The sequence below is a fragment of the Campylobacter sp. 1569 genome (genome assembly GCF_024723675.1).
GTDB classification, from domain to species: Bacteria; Campylobacterota; Campylobacteria; order Campylobacterales; family Campylobacteraceae; genus Campylobacter_D; species Campylobacter_D jejuni_C.
The window spans coordinates 1-16,197 of the sequence record NZ_JANQDB010000020.1 but is presented as its reverse complement, the minus strand read 5'-3'; the positions used below and the strand labels follow the sequence as shown (position 1 = coordinate 16,197).

The 16,197-nt window shown below is 29.6% G+C and carries 18 protein-coding genes; 7 read left to right on the top strand and 11 right to left on the bottom strand.

What is annotated here, in order from left to right; all coding sequences use genetic code 11:
• Positions 1 to 61 precede the first annotated feature (61 nt).
• From CAMP5060_RS07590 to CAMP5060_RS07550, 9 genes are all read right to left on the bottom strand, one after another.
• Entirely contained in the window at positions 62 to 1,282 is a 1,221-nt protein-coding gene (locus CAMP5060_RS07590; RefSeq protein WP_214100724.1) for an MFS transporter, read from the bottom strand.
• A 2-nt stretch (positions 1,283 to 1,284) separates the two neighbouring features.
• Positions 1,285 to 2,112: a cysteine ABC transporter substrate-binding protein gene (locus CAMP5060_RS07585; protein WP_214100725.1), complete on the bottom strand. Its 828-nt coding sequence runs from the start codon at positions 2,110 to 2,112 to the stop codon at positions 1,285 to 1,287.
• 76 nt (positions 2,113 to 2,188) lie between these two features.
• Positions 2,189 to 2,923 (bottom strand): amino acid ABC transporter ATP-binding protein, encoded by a 735-nt coding sequence (locus CAMP5060_RS07580; protein WP_087700937.1) that lies wholly within the window; start codon positions 2,921 to 2,923, stop codon positions 2,189 to 2,191.
• 1 nt (position 2,924) lies between these two features.
• Positions 2,925 to 3,584, bottom strand: coding sequence for an amino acid ABC transporter permease (locus CAMP5060_RS07575; protein WP_087700938.1), 660 nt, complete (start codon positions 3,582 to 3,584; stop codon positions 2,925 to 2,927).
• Positions 3,577 to 4,224 (bottom strand): amino acid ABC transporter permease, encoded by a 648-nt coding sequence (locus tag CAMP5060_RS07570; protein ID WP_214100726.1) that lies wholly within the window; start codon positions 4,222 to 4,224, stop codon positions 3,577 to 3,579. Before CAMP5060_RS07570 ends, CAMP5060_RS07575 begins: the two co-directional genes overlap by 8 nt.
• Positions 4,225 to 4,267: 43 nt before the next feature.
• Positions 4,268 to 4,870, bottom strand: coding sequence for a Crp/Fnr family transcriptional regulator (locus CAMP5060_RS07565; RefSeq protein ID WP_087700940.1), 603 nt, complete (start codon positions 4,868 to 4,870; stop codon positions 4,268 to 4,270).
• On the bottom strand, positions 4,863 to 6,686 hold the full coding sequence (gene recG / locus CAMP5060_RS07560) for an ATP-dependent DNA helicase RecG (protein ID WP_337218168.1): 1,824 nt from the start codon (positions 6,684 to 6,686) through the stop codon (positions 4,863 to 4,865). The genes CAMP5060_RS07565 and recG overlap by 8 nt, the downstream gene beginning before the upstream one ends.
• Positions 6,676 to 7,896 (bottom strand): M16 family metallopeptidase, encoded by a 1,221-nt coding sequence (locus CAMP5060_RS07555; RefSeq protein ID WP_337218167.1) that lies wholly within the window; start codon positions 7,894 to 7,896, stop codon positions 6,676 to 6,678. Before CAMP5060_RS07555 ends, recG begins: the two co-directional genes overlap by 11 nt.
• The gene (locus CAMP5060_RS07550) at positions 7,896 to 8,942 is read right to left on the bottom strand and encodes a dehypoxanthine futalosine cyclase (RefSeq protein ID WP_087700943.1); all 1,047 of its coding nucleotides are present in this window, start codon (positions 8,940 to 8,942) and stop codon (positions 7,896 to 7,898) included. Before CAMP5060_RS07550 ends, CAMP5060_RS07555 begins: the two co-directional genes overlap by 1 nt.
• Before the next feature lie 105 nt (positions 8,943 to 9,047).
• Here CAMP5060_RS07550 and CAMP5060_RS07545 point away from each other — a divergent pair, with 105 nt between their 5' ends.
• Positions 9,048 to 10,241 (top strand): MFS transporter, encoded by a 1,194-nt coding sequence (locus tag CAMP5060_RS07545; protein ID WP_087700944.1) that lies wholly within the window; start codon positions 9,048 to 9,050, stop codon positions 10,239 to 10,241.
• Here the strand turns inward: CAMP5060_RS07545 and CAMP5060_RS07540 are convergent.
• Together CAMP5060_RS07540 and CAMP5060_RS07535 are read right to left on the bottom strand one after the other, a co-directional pair.
• Positions 10,238 to 11,020, bottom strand: coding sequence for a CheR family methyltransferase (locus CAMP5060_RS07540; RefSeq protein ID WP_087700945.1), 783 nt, complete (start codon positions 11,018 to 11,020; stop codon positions 10,238 to 10,240). The two genes, CAMP5060_RS07545 and CAMP5060_RS07540, sit on opposite strands and share 4 nt — an antisense overlap.
• A gap of 9 nt (positions 11,021 to 11,029) precedes the next feature.
• Positions 11,030 to 11,581 (bottom strand): CheB methylesterase domain-containing protein, encoded by a 552-nt coding sequence (locus CAMP5060_RS07535; protein ID WP_087700946.1) that lies wholly within the window; start codon positions 11,579 to 11,581, stop codon positions 11,030 to 11,032.
• 141 nt (positions 11,582 to 11,722) lie between these two features.
• Here CAMP5060_RS07535 and rpiB point away from each other — a divergent pair, with 141 nt between their 5' ends.
• Genes rpiB through ychF form a run of 6 tightly spaced genes read left to right on the top strand, consistent with a single transcriptional unit; the run spans position 11,723 to position 16,165 of the window.
• The gene (gene rpiB / locus CAMP5060_RS07530; protein ID WP_337218166.1) at positions 11,723 to 12,160 is read left to right on the top strand and encodes a ribose 5-phosphate isomerase B; all 438 of its coding nucleotides are present in this window, start codon (positions 11,723 to 11,725) and stop codon (positions 12,158 to 12,160) included.
• Positions 12,157 to 12,489: a hypothetical protein gene (locus CAMP5060_RS07525; protein WP_039618138.1), complete on the top strand. Its 333-nt coding sequence runs from the start codon at positions 12,157 to 12,159 to the stop codon at positions 12,487 to 12,489. The genes rpiB and CAMP5060_RS07525 overlap by 4 nt, the downstream gene beginning before the upstream one ends.
• Positions 12,489 to 13,025, top strand: a complete 537-nt coding sequence (gene apt, locus CAMP5060_RS07520; RefSeq protein ID WP_192866657.1) for an adenine phosphoribosyltransferase — start codon at positions 12,489 to 12,491, stop codon at positions 13,023 to 13,025. The genes CAMP5060_RS07525 and apt overlap by 1 nt, the downstream gene beginning before the upstream one ends.
• Position 13,026: 1 nt before the next feature.
• Positions 13,027 to 13,620 (top strand): DedA family protein, encoded by a 594-nt coding sequence (locus CAMP5060_RS07515; RefSeq protein ID WP_039618134.1) that lies wholly within the window; start codon positions 13,027 to 13,029, stop codon positions 13,618 to 13,620.
• Complete coding sequence (locus CAMP5060_RS07510; protein WP_337218165.1) at positions 13,617 to 15,068, top strand: leucyl aminopeptidase; 1,452 nt, start codon at positions 13,617 to 13,619, stop codon at positions 15,066 to 15,068. The genes CAMP5060_RS07515 and CAMP5060_RS07510 overlap by 4 nt, the downstream gene beginning before the upstream one ends.
• Complete coding sequence (ychF, locus tag CAMP5060_RS07505; protein ID WP_214100731.1) at positions 15,065 to 16,165, top strand: redox-regulated ATPase YchF; 1,101 nt, start codon at positions 15,065 to 15,067, stop codon at positions 16,163 to 16,165. Before CAMP5060_RS07510 ends, ychF begins: the two co-directional genes overlap by 4 nt.
• Positions 16,166 to 16,197 lie beyond the last annotated feature (32 nt).

Sequence of the window (16,197 nt, the reverse complement as noted above, 5' to 3'; positions counted from 1 at the left end):
GGACTGAAATAGTTTTAAATTTATAAATACCCTAAAAATAGTAGTTTAAAAGAAAAAAATATTATAAAATTTTAACATATTTTTTTACTAAAGATATGCTTAGTAAACTGGTAATAAACACAAAAAAAATATAAAAATAAAAATATTTCTCATACATAAAATTAACGATAAAGGGTGTTAAAAAGCCTAAAATCGCATAAGAAATATTATAAGCAAAAGAAAGACCGCTTGATTTTAATTCTGTAGTAAAAATTTGGGTCATAAAAATAGGAGCAAAAGCTATAATACCTTGTGCAAAACAAGCAAGCAAATAAAACATTAAAAACCACTCATTATAAAAGCTAAAACTTATGCCAAAAATTCCAAAAAACAAAGTAAAAATCAAACAAATTCTAAAATGTCCTAAAAAATCTGCTAAATATCCTTGCACTAAACTTCCTAGTATGATCATCACTATGGCCAAATTTTGATATGTTAAAGCAGTAGTTTTACTTACTCCTAACAAGCTTTCAAAATATTGTGGCAATATCATTAAAGTAGCTACTCCGCTTGTTAAAACCACAGTAAGTAAAGCACATATTAGCATACTTTTTTTATGTGTTTTTAAAGCTTGTAAAAGTGGGAAATTTAAGATTTTTTCTTTTTCTTTTATATCTTTAAAAGCTGGTGTTTCATTAAGCTTTGTACGTAAAAATAAAGCTAAAATACCAAAAAATCCTCCTATAAAAAAAGGAATTCTCCAAGCAAAGCTTTCTACTTCTTCTTTATCAAAACACACATATATACTTAAAGTCGCTAAATTTCCAAGTAATAAGCCTAAAGTCAAAGTCGCTGAAATAAAACCAAGTGCTAAGCCAAGTCTTTTTTTACTCACAAATTCACTCACAAAAATCCAAGCACTACTAACTTCAGCTCCTATTGCTAGTCCTTGAGCTATCCGTATAGTAAAAAGCATAAAAGTAGCAAAAAGTCCTATACTTTCATAAGTAGGTAAAAAGGCTAAAATAAAACTCGGTACGACCATTAAAAGCATGCTAATATAAAAAACATTCTTACGTCCTTTAATATCTGCAAAATGCGCTAAAACAACAGCTCCAAAAGGTCTAGCTAAATACCCTGCCCCAAAGGCTACATAGGTATAGATTAATGGCCAAAAATCATCATTTTGAGGAAAGAAAATTTTTGCAAAAACACTTGCAAAGAAGATAAATAAAACAAAATCATAAAATTCCAAAATACCACCTAAAGAAGCATAGATGGTATTTTTTAAAGCTTTTTGCATTATTAAATTTTGCCACCTTCGATTACTACATCATCGGCTTTTATATCATCGCTAAAAAATGGTTTTAAGGTTTCATCATAAGCTTTATGAAAAAATTGTTCATTTTGTAATTTCAAAATCAAATCATTGATAAAATTTAACATAGCTTTATCACCTTTTTTCACAGCAGGAGCTATAACATCATGATTTCCGAGTTCTTTAATTACTACTTCAAAATTTGGATTTTCTTTAGCCCAAGCAAAAAGCAATGCATTATCATGGCTTAACGCATCACCTCTTTTGCCGATTAAAGCTGCAAAAGTTTCTGTGTTTTGATCAAATTTAATAGTTTTAATTTCTGGCATATTTTTTGTAAAATATGCATCAGCTGTTGTGCCTTTATTTAAAATTAAAGTTTTGCTTTTTAAATCATCTATGGTTTTAATATCTGATCCTTTAGGAGCCACTACTCCAAGAGCAACTTTCATATAAGGTAATGCAAAATCAACCACAGCTTCTCTTTCTGGAGTTTTAGTAAAATTAGCTAATATCAAATCAACTTTGTTTGACTCTAAAAACTCTACTCTATTTGCTGCTTCAACAAGCACAAATTGTACTTTAGACTCATCCCCTAAAAGCTCTTTTGCAATACGTTTAGCAAAATACACATCATAACCTTGATTTTTCCCTTGCGCATCTAAATAACCAAATGGAGGTTTATCACCAAATACACCTATGCGGATTATACCTTGTTGTTTAACCTTCTCTATGGAATTTTCATTAGAACTTGAATTGGAACATGCACTAAAAAAAAGTGCAATTAAAAAAGACAAAAGAAAAAAATTTTTCATATTTTACCTTTAAAATAAAAATTTATTCTTTACCTTATAATATTTTTTTAAATATTTATGTAATTTTTTATTTATTTTAATGAAAATCAAATAAATTGAGAAATTTTTTCGCACGAGAAGTTTTTGGATTTTCAAAGAATTCATCAGGCTTTGAAATTTCTACTATTTTTCCATCATCCATAAAAACTATTTTATCAGCAACTGCTCTTGCAAAACCCATTTCATGCGTAACTATAAGCATAGTCATACCATCTTTTGCTAAATTTAAAATCACATCTAAAACCTCACGCACGATTTCAGGATCAAGTGCTGCTGTAACTTCATCAAAAAGCATAATTTCAGGATTCATACAAAGGCTTCTAACTATAGCTATACGCTGTTTTTGCCCGCCACTTAACTCTTTAGGATAAGCTTTTAATTTATGCAAAAGTCCTACTCTATCAAGCCAGTATTTTGCTTCTTCTAAAACCTCTTCTTTTTTTCTTTTTTGCACCTTCAAAGGTCCTAAAAGTATATTTTGCTCCACATTTAAATGATCAAAAAGCTCATAAGATTGAAACACCATACCTATTTTTTGGCGAATTTGAGTCCATTTTTTATAATTTTTATCAATTTTCTCATCATCTACAAAAATAGCTCCATCAGCCATTTCTTCCAAGCCATTAATACATCTTAAAAGTGTAGATTTCCCACAACCACTTGGACCTAGTATAACCACTACTTCTTTTTGATTTACTTCTAAATTTATATCTTTTAAAACATGATGATCATCATAATATTTTTGTAAATTTTGTATTTTTAAAATACTCATATTAACTCCATTTTTTCTCTAAAAACTTTGAATATACCGACAAAGGATAACAAAGTATAAAATAAATCAATAAAATCAAACCATAAATCACAAAAGCCGCGTAAGAATTTTGAAATAAATTAAGTTCAATCACTTGTTGGCCTACTTTAATAAGCTCTATACCACCGATTAGATAAATCACTGAAGTACTTTTGATAATTCTTGTAAAAAGATTAATACTCATTGGTAATAATCTTCTTAAAGATAAAGGTATGATGATAAAAAGATAAACTTCAAATTTATTAAAGCCTAGTGAAAGTCCCGACTCATACTGGTGTTTTGGTATGCTTGCTAAAGACGATCTAACCAAATCCATCATCTCAAACACACCCCAAATACTAAAAACAATAATACTTGAACCCAAAGCACTTAAATGCCATCCAAACCATTTAGCTAAGCCAAAATGCACTATAAAAAGCCAAACGATCAAAGGCATAATACGCACAAATTCAAGCATAAAACGACAAAAAGCATAAAGGAATTTGTTTTTAGAATGCATTAAAATTCCAAAAAATACCCCTCCTATAAGTGAAATCAAAACACTAATTAATGAAAGTTCTAAAGTAACATTTAAACCTTGTGCTAGTCTAAAAAAGGTATCTTGATTTAAAATTTCAAACATAATTTAACCTTTTTTCTATACGGTTTAACACTAAAGATAAAGGTAAAATCAAAATCAAATAACAAAGCACCAAAGCAAATAAAGCCTCGTTACTTTTATAATAAAGTCCTATAAGATCTTTAGCCACGTATACTAAATCTGCTAAAGCAATAATGCTTACCACTGAAGTTTCTTTGAGTAAAAAAATGATATTTGCACTAATGCTTGGCATAGCTATACCCAAAGCTTGAGGCATAATAACATAACGGAAATTTTGCCATTTGCTTAGACCCAAAGAAAGTCCTGATTCGTATTGTTGTTTTTTCACTGCTTCCATACCCGCTCTTAAACTCTCAGCCATATAAGAACCACCTAAAAAGCTAAGTCCTATCACAGCACAAACAAAAGAACTAAGGTGTATCCCAAACTCAGGTAAGGCATAATATAAAAAGAAAAGTTGGATTAATAAAGGTGTATTTCTTGAAAATTCTATATAAATTTTACAAATTGCATTTAAAAAAGAAAATTTAAAATAACTCACTCCCACACAAAATAAACCCACTAAAAATGAAAAAAACACTCCATAAATAGCAAGTTTTAAAGTAAGCCAAGAAGCTTGTATAAACATAGGGCTAAACTTGATTAAAAAATCAAAATCCATAAAACCTTCCATACTTTAAATACAATATTGTAACAAATAAGACTTAAAAAGACTTAATTAAATTTTGCATTTTCTCTTTATTTAAAATTGCTATTTTACCTTTATTTGTGCAAATAAGCTCATTTTGTTTTAATTCTTTTAAAAAACGCGACAAAGATTCTGGAGGTAAATTTAAAATCACAGCGATTTCTTTTTGCTTTAAATTTTGTAATTTTTCTTCATTTTCTAATAAAAAGTTGACTAGTCTTGACTTTAAATCCAAAGATTTTTGTCTGATGAAATTCTCTAAAATTCGAATTTTACCGATTAAAGAAGTCAAAAGTAAAAAGCTAAATTCCCCATTTTCTAAGCATAATTTTTTAAATTCATTAAAATCAAAAACACAAATTTCACAATCTTGCTCACAAATTGCATTAGCTGGATAATCAATACCCTCAAACACAGGCATTTCAGCTATAAAATTTACTGGAGTTAAAGTATGAAGTGTTAATTCAAAACCTTTTGCATTCACCTTATATATACGCACTTTTCCACTTAGTAAAATATAAATTTTATTTGCTTTTTCACCTTGAAAAAATAAAATATTTCCTTTATTAAAATGTTTTTTCTTGCCTTTAGAAATTAAAATTTCAAAGTGTTTATCCATTTTCTTTTTCCATATTTTTAATACTTTCTTTTGCTTTTAAAACTAGCTCTTCATCATCTGCAAAATCAAAAAATTTAAAATGATTTCCATGTTGCACTTTACCATCTAGTAAGTCCCCACTTAACCTATTTTTTAAATCAAGCTCAGCTATTTTAAACCCATCTAAAGTTTTAGCAAATTCAAGCAAACGACTTGGAATTTCTTTTTGCTTAGTATATAAATAACAAAAACTCTCAAGCCCTACTCTACCTACCCTACCGCGAAGCTGATGCAAGGTAGCAAGCCCAAGTCTTTCAGCTCCAACAACTACAATCACGCTTAGTCTTGGTAAAGAAATTCCCACTTCAACCACGGTCGTAGAAAGTAAAATCGTGCCTTTTTCTCTAAATTCTTGCAAAATTTGATTTTTATTTTTATCTTTTCCATGGGTTACATAGACATTTTTGTATTTGTTTATCCAATATCCTTGTGCTTGTTCTAGCGATAAATAATCTATATTTTCACTTTCATTTACCAAAGGATAAATGATGATTATTTGATGATTTTTAGCAAGTTCATCATCGATTTTTTTAAGCAAATATTTAAAATCCTTATCTTGTATACAAAAAGTTTTAATGTCTTTTTTAAAAGGCATTTGTTTGATAAAACTAAAATTTACAAGCTCACTTTGTATCATAGAAAGTGTTCTTGGTATAGGTGTAGCGGAAAATTGCACAATATGTGGAGTATATTGAGAGTTTTTGCTAAGCTCACTTATTTTTTGTCTTTGATTAGAACCAAAGCGGTGTTGCTCATCTATCATCACTAAAACTGCTTCAAATTCTTCTTGATGAATAAGTGCATGTGTACCTATGATAAAATGGGCTTGTTCTTTTAATTTTACTAAATCTTTATCCTTTTTACCACCTTTTAAAAGCAATACATTAATAAAATCAGGTAAAAGTCTTTTTGCTTCATGATAAATTTGCTCTGCTAATATACTAGTTGGAGCCATTAAAATAGCTTTTTTAGGATATACAAGCAAACTTGCAGCAAGTATAACCAAAGTCTTGCCACAACCCACATCGCCCATCACCACACGCCTTTTAGCGACTTTATTTTGCAAATCTTTTTTAATATCTTCTATTGCTAAAAGCTGATCTTTTGTTGGGCTAAATTCTAAACCTTTAAGCCAAGAGCTTATATCAAAAAGTTCTATTTTATAAGCATTTTGTGATATTTTTTTACCCTTTAAACGCCTCAAATGATTAAAAATTTCTATATATTTTAAGTCTTTAACTATAACGTTAAAATTTTCATAAAGAGCTAAATCATCATAATTGTGTAAATTCAAAAGAAGATTAATGTATTTTTGTTCTAAATTTAATGCTTTTAAGTTAGCTTCATTGACATATTTTACGATAAGTTTTTTTATACTTTCATCTTTAATAGAGCTAATTTGGTATTTAGGGACTATTTGACCTATGTTTTTTACTATTTTTGGGTTTATAAACTGCCAAATTCCATTAAAAAAATTCATCTTTGCATGGATACAAACCAAAGTATTATGCTTAAAAATTTTAAAATGCCATTTATTAGGATGAAAGATTACTATATTTGCTTTTATACCCCATTCTAAACATTCACAAAGCATAAAAAGCTGAGAGTGGTGATTTTGCGTGCTAATAATTTTTACATTTTGAGTGCAAAATGTATCTTTTGGAAACTTTGAAATTCTAAAATCATCAAATTTTTTAGGTAAAATCAAAGCTAAATCGATACAATTTTTAACCCCTAAAGCATGAAGTAGTTTTAAATCCTTTTCTTCAACTTTCATTTTCTATACTTGCAAAACTCACTTTGGTAATTTCACTATGTGCTTTGATAAAGTCATTTAACTCATTTAAAGTAGTGTTTTTAATCTTTTGCATTTCTTCTTTTAAATTTCCAAGTTTTAAACCATGCAAATATTCATTTAGCATTATATCTAATCTTTTAGCCAAGCTTTCATACCTTAAAGGCATAGAGCCTACTAAAAATTGTTTAGCTAGTTGAAATTCTTTTTCATTTACTCCATTTTGGACAAAGTTTTCAAAAACTTCCTTAACTAAAGTTTTAGCCTCATTAGAACTTTCATTTTTAGTTTGCAAATACCCAAAAACTCTACTATAATTTAAATTTACATCAAGCATAGCATATGCTGAATACGCTAAACCTCTTTTTACACGCACTTCTTCCATTAAACGCGAACCAAAACCACCTTGACCCAAGATAAACAAAGCAAGTTTAGCTAAATACATTTTCTCATCATTAATTTGTATATTAAATGGAGAACAAAAGTATATATAAGCTTGCTCGGTGCTTTTTTGCTCACTTACTTCTATACTCTCATCAATGAGTTTATAACTTTTGTTTTGATTTGGGGTATTTCTTTTTAAAATTTGGCAAATTTTTTCTGCTTTAATCTTTACTTCATTTTCTTTAATATCTCCACCAAAAACAAATAAAGCATTATCAAGCACTAAATTTTCATCCATAAAATCTTGTAATTCTTTTAAATTAATCTTTTCTATACTTTCTTTAGTTCCATCAAGGCCACTAGTAAAAATTTCATCTTTAAAAACATTCTTATTTAAAAGTCTTTTTGCTTGATAATCATAATCAGTATTTAAACTCGCAAGTTCACCTAAGGCTAAAGTTTTTAATCTTTGTAAGATTTTTTCTTCAAAACGCACATTTAAAAACAATTCTTGTAATTTTTCCAAAGCAAAATCAAAATGTTCTTTCAAGCACTTAATACTGATTTGAAAATGCTCAAAACTAGCCTTAGCATAAAGCTCTATAGCACGGTATTCTAAGCTTTTAAAAAACTCATCATTGCTTCCTTCGTTTAAAATCCTAGCAAGCATACTTGCACAACCTCTATTATGTTTTTCTGCTATTTTTCCACTATTTTTAAAAATGAGCTTAAAAAATACTACAGGAAGCTCATTTTCATACTCATATATTATGTCTATTTTAGTATCATTGAAGTTTAAATTTAACATTAAAACCTTTCTAAAATATTATAAGCTGTGTCGCGTTTAGCAGGTAATTCCCCTATATCTTTGATAAGTTCTATCATTTGCTCTTGGTTCATTCTATATTTTGCACCCGCTGCGGCTACGACATTTTCTTCCATCATAGTTGAACCTAAGTCATTTGCACCAAATTTTAAAGCAAGTTGGCCTATTAAAGAACCTTGCGTTACCCATGAGCTTTGTAAATTTTTAAAATTATCCAAATACAATCTTGCTAAAGCCAGTAATCTTAAATACCTATTAGAGCTTTGTTTGATGATTTCAGGATGTTTTTTAATCAAAGGAGTATTTTCGCTTTGAAATGACCATAAAATAAAAGCTCTAAAGCCATTTGTTTTATCTTGTAAATTTCTTAAATGATCAAAATGTTCGATAATTTCCTCATCATTCTCAACCGTACCAAACATCATTGTAGCAGTACTTTTCATACCTATATTATGCGCACTCTCATGCACCCTAAGCCAAGTAGCTGTGTCGCATTTATGTGGTGCGATGATATCTCTTACCCTATCGCTTAATACTTCAGCACCCGCTCCAGGTATAGAAAAAAGTCCTTTGGCTTGTAATCTTTCTAAAACCTCTTCTATAGAAATTTTAGAAACTCTTGCTATATAAGCTATCTCTACTGCTGAAAAACCATGCACAGTGATAGTTGGATAATTAGTTTTTATATAAGAAAGTAAATCTTCATACCATTCTATTTTAAGTTTTGGGTGTACTCCGCCTTGAAATAAAATTTGCGTTCCACCTATAGCTTGTAATTCTTCTATTTTTTGTCCTATTTCTTCATATTTTAAAATATAAGAATCATCATCTTTTTCTTTTCTACAAAAAGCACAAAAATCACAATCAATACAACAAATATTCGTATAATTTATATTTCTATCTACCACAAAAGTAGTTATTTTTTCAGGATGAAGCTCTAATTTTCTCTCATATGCCATTGCGCCTAGTTCGTATAAAGGTGCATTTTGGAGCAAATTTAACGCTTCTTTTTTACTTAATCTACTCATTCTTAAACCTTTTTATAAAAAAGGATTATTATAACATTTAAATGTAAAATAATCTTAAAAACGCTATAATCAAGCCCTTTAATTTCATATATTCATAGGATACTCATGACTTATAGGTCTTTACTTAAAAATAATAAAACTTTTCGCCTTTTAGCAACAGTACAATTTATAAGTTATTTTGGTGCGTGGTTTTCTCAAGTAGGTGTTTTTACCCTTTTAACTAAAGAGCTCAGTGCACCTGCTAATATCATAGGTTTTTCAGCTATTTTTGTTTTTTTACCTTCTATTATACTTGCACCTATAAATGGGGTTATAGTAGATAGATTTAAACCTAAGAATTTATTGCTAACAATGATTAGCATTGAGATGATTTCTATTTTTATGCTAATTTTTGTAAATTCTTTAGCTATGCTTTGGTTTTTATACTTTTTAACCTTTGTGCGTATGGCGGTTGCAAGTATGTATTTTCAAACAGAAATGTCGGTTTTGCCTAAAATTTTAACCCCGCAAGAATTAAAACTAGGTAATGAACTTCATAGTATTATATGGGCTGTATCATATGCTTTAGGTATGGGTGCAGCAGGACTTTTTATAGATCTTTTTGGAGTAAAACCAGCTTTTATAGCCGATACTTTAATGCTATTTTGTGCCATGCTCATACTTAAAACTTTGATCTTGCCTAATGAAAAAAATACCACACAAAATAATCTTTTTATACTAATCAAAGAAGGTTTAGCTTATGTATTTAGCAATAAAAAAATCATTCATTTGATTTTACTTCATGGAGTTGTGGGGATAACTGCTTATGATGTTTTAATCACACTTTTAGCTGAATATGAATACGCAAAAGTTATTTCTATACCTCTAGCCATAGGGCTTTCTAATGCCATAAGAGCCATATCTTTACTCATAGGTCCTTATGTGCTTAGTCCTTATATTAATAAAAATACTTTAGTGTATTTATATCTAGCACAAGGTATAGGCATCATGCTTTGGGCTTGCTTGCAATTTAACTTTTATCTTGCCTTTATAGGCTTAGTAATGGCAGGTTTTTGTACTTCATCTTTATGGAGTTATACTTATACACTTTTACAAAATGATTGCGATAAAAGATACTATGGTAGAGTGATTGCCTATAATGATATGGTATATTTAACTTTTAGTGCAATTATTGCTTTTTCAACAGGGTATTTATTTGAATTTTATGGAGTAAAATTAAGCCATTTTACTTTTGGCTTAGGAGTATGTTTTATCTTTGCGGCGATTTATTGGTGGTGGTTTAATAAAAAATATAATTAATCCACCTTAGAATAATAAACCCCACCCGCTGAAAAATTCTTATCAAAATAAGCTGTCTCAGGTACAAGATCTGACTTACCAGGGTAAATTCTACCCTCTCTATTTAAGATTTTGTAAAAACGCTCCATAAGTCTTATTTTAAAATCTTGATCAAAATATATCATCATATTTCTTGAAAAAATCACATCAAATTTTCCAAGCTTAAACAAAGAATCATCAAAAACATTGCAAAGCTCAAAACGACATCTGCAAGCTAAAGTTTCTTTTTTTAGATGATACATTCTATCTTTTATATCAAAATAACGCGTCTTTTGCATAGTATTTAATCTAGCTACTGAGCGTTCTGAATATATCATTTCATTACATTTATCTATCATTTTTTTATTAATATCTATACCAACTATATTCATACCTTTGATAAAATTCTCACTTGCCAAAATAGCCAAAGAATATACCTCTTCACCACTTGAGCATGGAGCACAAAGTACATTTACAGGTCGATCAAGAGATTTGATATAAAAAATAACATCTTTTAATTGCTCTAATTCTCTAAAAAAATAAGTCTCACAAACTGTGATAAAATCCATAGTTTCTTGTTTTAAATTTCTTTGAAACTGCACTTTTTCATTTAATTCACTAAGACTATTTAAACCTAATTCTTGTAAAAATTTAGGAAGCTTTATAAGCAAAATATCTTTTTTTGTATTTAGATTATTACCACTTATTTGCTCTACTATTTTTACAAAATCATGCATTTCGTTTTCTGTAATTTTTATCATCTTTTTTTCCTACGATTTAATAAAATTTGTTATTTCTTTTTTAAGCTCTATTAAGCTCATAGGTTTTAAATTAGGATTAACATCTCTGGCTTTTTTTGGCATTCCATATACTATAGAATCTGCTTCGTTTTCACATAAACATCTTACACCAACCTTATAAAGTTCAAATAAAGACTTAGCACCATCATCACCCATTCCTGTCATAATCAAAGCTAAAATTTTATGATATTTACAAAGCTCTACAGCAGAATAAAACAACACATCAACCCCTGGATTAAAACTGCTTGTTTCTTCTGTTATATTTAAAGTCAAGGCATTATTTCCATTTAAAACCATATTTCTTTGACAAATGTAAATTTTATTTTTCAAAACTTCCTTATCACTTGGTATAATCACCTCGCTTAATGCTTCTTTGTTAAACTGATTTACAAAAGAAGGAATAAATGCAGGATTCATATGCTGAGCAATTACTACTGCACAATCTTTTAATTCCACATCGTTTAGTAAAAATTTTAGTTGCCCTGGACCACCTGTTGAAGAACCAATTAATATAAGCTTCATTTTTTACCTTAAATAATTATTGTTATTATATCAAATAAATATTTGAAACATAAAAAATAATTGTATATAAGAAAGAAAAATTTTAATTAAATATGATAAAATTAATACTTTAAATTTCAAAAATGACAAAGTGAATGTTAAATGTTAAGAGAAAAAATTTATATTGCAAGTGATCATGCTGGTTTTATTTTAAAACAAGAAATTGTTAAATTTTTACAAGAAAAAAATATAAGCTTTGAAGACTTAGGCCCTTTTAGTGAGGATCGCTGTGATTATCCTGATTATGCGCATTTATTAAGCTCTAAAATAAACGAAAAAAGTTTTGGAATTTTAGTATGTGGATCAGGTATTGGTATGAGTATAGCAGCAAATCGTCATAAAAATATACGCTGTGCTTTGTGTAATGAATCTTTAAGTGCTAAGCTTTCAAGAGAACATAATGACGCAAATGTTTTAGCCTTAGGAGCTAGATTAATAGGAGCTGATATGGCTTTTGAAATTATCTCAAATTTTATCAACACTTCTTTTAGTGGTGGAAGACATTGCATGCGAATTAGTAAAATAGAGGAAAGATTATGATCTTAAGTTGGCTTGTATTAACTGTATTAATTTGTGTTAGTATTTATATGACTATTATGCTACTTTATTATAAAACCCTACTCCATAAAGAAAAAGTAGCGAAAGAATTTATAAAAAATAACCTTGATGATACTGAAATTGTTATTAGAAAATTACAAGTGCAACTTCAAAGAAGTTTAGGAAATATAGATATTTTAACTGAAGAATTAAACAAAAGTAAAGCAGACTTAACTTCTCTTAGAACAAGAAATTCACAATATCGTATTGAAAATGAAAAACTTAGACAAAGAATTAAAGAATTAGAAGCAAAAATAGAGGCATTATTATGATGAAAGAACAAGATAAAAAATATTTATTAGATAGCATTAGAGCTATTAAGGATTTTCCAAAAGAAGGGATTATTTTTAGAGATATTACTACTTTATTAAACAATAAAGAAGCATTTGCATTTTTAATGGATCATTTAGTTGAAAAATATCAAAACACAAAGCTTGATTATATTGTTGGTATAGAAAGTAGAGGTTTTATTTTTGGAGCTGCCTTAAGCGCTAGATTAAGACTTCCTTTTGTGCCTATTAGAAAACCTGGAAAGCTACCTTCAAAATGCTTACAAGAATCTTATAGCTTAGAATATGGCAGTGATACTATAGAAATTCATATTGATGCTTTTAACAATCAAGAAGCAAATGTTTTACTTATAGACGATCTTTTAGCTACAGGTGGCACAGCTATCGCTGCTGTGAAACTTATAGAAAAACTCAATGCAAAATGTATAGAAGCTTGTTTTTTACTAGAGTTAAAAGATCTATATGGAGCTAAAGAATTAGCTAAATTAACTTCTGTTTATAGTGTCTTAGAGGTATAAAATGGAAGAATTTTTAAAACAACTTTTATATGATTATAAAAACTGGGCTTACATCATCGTGTTTTTATGGTGTATACTTGAGGGAGAACTTGCGCTTATTTTAGCAGGTATTTTTGCACATGAAGGCCATGTAAATTTAGGACTTATTATTTTCATAGCGGGCTTAGGTGGCTTTGTAGGTGATCAAATATACTTTTATATAGGAAGATATAATAAAAAATACATTCAGAAAAAACTTCGCACCCAAAGACGTAAATTTGCCATAGCACATTTACTTTTACAGCGTTTTGGTTGGCCAATTATTTTCATACAAAGATATATGTATGGCTTTAGAACTATTATACCTATGAGTATAGGATTAACGCGTTATAGTGCTAAAAAATTTGCTTTTATTAATCTCATTAGTGCTTGGGCTTGGGCTGCTATAACCATCTTACTTGCATGGTTTTTTGGAAAAGAAATTTGGCTTGCAGTAGAATGGGCTGGTGATCATTGGTATTTTGCAGTGCCAATTATTGCTGGCTTTTTACTTGCTTTGTTTTTAGGTATGAAACAAATAGAAAAATCTATACTTAGAAAAAGGACACATAAATGAATTTTAATTTCATAGAAGAAAATATCAGCTCTATAAATGCTGATTTTGAAATCATTTTAATACAAGATAAAAAGATAGAAAAATACACTCAAAGTCAAGAACTTTTTAAACTCTCAAACTATAAAGGTGAAGGAATTTGTATAGATATGCAAAATAAAATTCTTTACAATGAACTTAAAAGTTTGGAATATGAAGATATAAGACTTGCTTTTGCAAACGCTTACAAGGCTTTAAAAAAACTTGAAATTCAAAGCATTAAAACAAAAAGCATTGTAGGAAAATGTGTAGTAAATAGTTTTAATGCCATGATTCAAGGATTTGCTTTTGGCGCTTATGAATTTAACAAATATAAAAAAGAAAAAACACCGAGCAAGTTAGAGAATATTTTCATCTCAAAAGATGAAATCAATGACAAAACATACAACCTAGAAAAAGCTTGTATAGGTATAAACTATGGTCAGGTTTTTTCCAATGCTTGTGATTTTGCAAAAAATATTGTTAATGAAATTCCTCAAATTTACACTCCAGCTAAAATGGCTGAAGATGCACTCAATCTAAGCCAGAATGACCGTAAAATTTCATGTAAAATTTATGAAAGTGATTTCTTAGAGCAAGAAAAAATGCAAGCATTTTTAGCAGTAAATCGTGCTTCAATCCATCCTCCAAAGCTCATTCATCTTTCTTATAAACCACAAAATCCAAAAATGAAAGTAGTTTTTGTAGGTAAAGGGCTAACTTATGATAGTGGTGGACTTAGTCTAAAACCTGCTGATTATATGCTTACAATGAAATCAGACAAAAGCGGTGGTGCAGCTGCAATGGCTATCATCAAAGGTGCAAGTGAGTTAAACCTTGATATAGAAGTACATTCTATCATCGGCGCAACTGAAAATATGATAGGTGGAAATGCCTATAAACCTGATGATGTACTTCTTTCAAGAGAAGGTGTGAGTATAGAGGTTAGAAATACCGACGCTGAGGGAAGGTTAGTTTTAGCTGATTGTCTTTCACTTGCTCAAGATCTAAAGCCTGATTTATTAATAGATCTTGCTACTTTAACTGGGGCTTGCGTGGTAGGACTTGGAGAATATACAAGTGCTATTATGGGAAATAATGAAGATTTACAAAATGATTTTTTCAAAGTAAGTAAAAAAAGCGGGGATTTAGCTACTATTTTACATTTTAACCCTCACTTAAAAGAACTTATAAAATCAAATATAGCAGATGTTAGCAACACCTCTTCAAGTCGCTATGGTGGGGCTATTACTGCAGGGTTATTTTTAAATTCTTTCATTAGAGAAGAATACAAAGACAAATGGTTACATTTAGACATCGCAGGGCCAGCTTACTTGGAAAAAGCTTGGGGTTATCACAGCTTTGGTGCAAGTGGAGCAGGTGTTAGAATGTGCCTTTCATATTTACTTTATCTCTCAAGGAAACAAAAATGAGTTTATCAGTTGGTATAGTAGGACTTCCAAATGTTGGAAAATCTACCACTTTTAACGCACTAACAAGAGCACAAAATGCTGAAAGTGCAAATTATCCATTTTGCACCATAGAACCAAATAAAGCAGTGGTGCCAGTGCCTGATCATCGCTTAAAAGAACTAGCAAAGATTGTCAATCCACAAAAAATCATACGCTCAAATATTGAATTTGTTGATATAGCAGGTTTAGTAGCAGGAGCTAGCAAAGGCGAGGGTTTGGGTAATAAATTTTTATCTAATATACGCGAAACAGAGATGATTTTACATATTGTTCGTTGCTTTGATGATGAAAATATTACCCATGTTGCAGGTAGTGTCGATCCTGTGCGTGATGTGCAAATCATAGAAACAGAGCTTATACTAGCAGACATAGAACAACTTAGTAAAAAAATAGAAAAACTCACTAAAGGTGCAAAAGCTAACGAAAAAGGTGCAAAAGAAAGCTTAGCTTTAGCTAATGAGCTTTTAGAACATTTAAATCAAAATAATAGTGCAAGCTCATTCCCAAATAAAAACGAAGTCTATCATGCTCTTATAAAAGAATTAAGATTACTTTCTGCTAAAGAAGTGATATATGGAGCAAATGTAGATGAAAACTCACTTTTAGAAGATAATGAATTTGTGAAAAATCTTAAAGAATTTGCCGCAAAATCAGGTCATGAAGTAATCAAACTTTGCTCTAAAATTGAAGAAGAAATGATAGCTTTAAGTGATGAGGAAAATTATGAATTTTTAAAATCTCTAGGAGTGGAAAGTAGCGGGCTTGAAGTAGTTATACGTACAGCATTTTCAAAGCTTAATCTAATTAGCTATTTTACCGCAGGTCAAGTAGAAGTTAGATCATGGACTATACAAAGAGGTTGGAAAGCGCCAAAAGCAGCAAGTGTAATCCACAATGACTTTGAAAAAGGCTTTATTAAAGCTGAAGTGATTTCTTATGAGGATTATATTGCTTGCAAAGGCGAAAGTGGTGCTAAAGAAGCAGGAAAACTACGCCTTGAAGGGAAAGATTATATCGTGCAAGATGGTGATGTAATGCATTTTAGATTCAATGTTTAGTTAAAATGCAAGCTAAAATAGCTTGCATTTTT